Genomic DNA, 1,601 nt, shown 5'->3' with positions numbered 1-1,601 from the left:
AGCTAAATCCCAATTCACTGTCAATCCCGAAGGCACCCTGTACTGTCTCTCCTATAATGCTGACAATGACGAGTTCGAACTCATGAAACTGGAGCGCTTCTGGTAGGGGAGGGTTTGTCGATGGAGCGGTTTCGACCACAAAGCCCTGTGGCGGGCGAATCTGTACATCTCTGAACAGTCCTCTGATGATAACCCTGTGGTGGATTGGAACAATGAGAATCGGTGGGATGCCCATCCTGATTACATAACGACCCCTGAATCCGCGCCCTGGTGGTGGGATGAAAGCTACGGCGTGAACGACTGGCAAGAAAGCCAGGCGTACCAGGTAGTGTCAAATATCTTGCGCAAATTCTTTAAGCCTCAATCCGAAGATTCCAACTATGACACCTGATCTTCTTCCTGATCGAAGTCAATCATCAGGTCCATATTCAGATACTTCCGTTCACTCCATGTAGAATTAGAGATGTGACGCAGCCGGGCCGCAACCAACATCAGGGCAGATTCACCATCGGGGAAGGAACCGATTACTCGTGTCCTCCTTCTGATTTCTCGCATGATTCTCTCAAGACCATTGTTGGTCCTTATCCGTTTCCAATGTTCAACCGGGAAGTGATAGTAGGAAAAGGTTTCGGGGGATCCTTCCCGTACCAGGGTAGCGGCCTTGTTAAGCTTCATTTCGATAAGCTTCTGGGCAATGAGGTCCTTCTTTCGGATCGCCTCCTCCCTGTTCTCTTGGGCATGGATGGCTTTCAGCATTGTGGCAACTTCTTTCACTTTGCCATGGGGTACAAAGCTGAAGACATTCCGGTAGAAATGGACGACACAACGCTGCCAGAGTGCCTGGGGATAAAACTCCGGAATCGACTCCACCAGACCGAGGGATTTATCGGAGATGAACATGTCGACACTCTCCAACCCCCGGTCTTTGAGATATCTCAAGAACCGTTGCCAGCTGTCCTTGTCCTCCTTGGTGCCCTCAGCCACCCCGATTATTTCTCGAAACCCATCCTCGTTGACTCCTATGGCCACCAGAACCGAGACATTACGAACCTCTCCAGCCCAGGAGCGCTTCATCTATATCCCATCCAGGTATACATATGCGTAATGGCTCTTGAGGGGAAGGTTCCGCCACTTCTCGATCTCTTCGTAGATTTTCTTGTTCAGATTGCTAATCGTTCCCGGTGACACCTTTGCTCCCCAGAGTGCTTCGGTGATGTCTTCCACACGCCTAACAGATACGCCGGCTAAATACATTTCCACCATCGCTTCCTCAACAGAAATTTCCCGGCGCTTGTACCGCTCAATGATCGCCGGTTCAAACGTCACCTTCTTTAGTTTCGGCATCTGGAGCGTTACCTCGCCGGCCTTGGTCAGAAACTTCCGGTCATAATGACCGGCACGATACCCCTTGCGCTCAGTTTTTCTCTCATGCTTCTGGGCATTCAGGAGTTGTTCTGCTTCAGCCTCCAACATCGCATTCAATGTCTCTTCTACCGTTTCCCGTACAAAATCCCCTAAATGGGCTTTGACTTCTTCCTCATTAATTTCGATAATCTTACCAGGCATTGGGTCCTCTCTCTGACTTGGTTTTTGTAGTTATT

1 protein-coding gene and 1 pseudogene are annotated in these 1,601 nt (G+C 49.8%); one reads left to right on the top strand and one right to left on the bottom strand.

Features of this window, described 5'->3' with window-relative positions:
- Positions 1-196 precede the first annotated feature (196 nt).
- Positions 197-391 (top strand): hypothetical protein, encoded by a 195-nt coding sequence (locus tag DC28_RS06605; RefSeq protein WP_037547127.1) that lies wholly within the window; start codon positions 197-199, stop codon positions 389-391.
- Here DC28_RS06605 and DC28_RS06600 read toward each other — a convergent pair.
- Positions 379-1,566, bottom strand: a pseudogene (locus tag DC28_RS06600) (IS256 family transposase). The gene DC28_RS06605 and the pseudogene DC28_RS06600 overlap by 13 nt on opposite strands.
- Positions 1,567-1,601: the final 35 nt, after the last annotated feature.

Source organism: Spirochaeta lutea (genome assembly GCF_000758165.1).
Classification (GTDB): Bacteria; Spirochaetota; Spirochaetia; order DSM-27196; family Salinispiraceae; genus Spirochaeta_D; species Spirochaeta_D lutea.
This window is presented reverse-complemented; position numbering and strand designations above follow the sequence as displayed.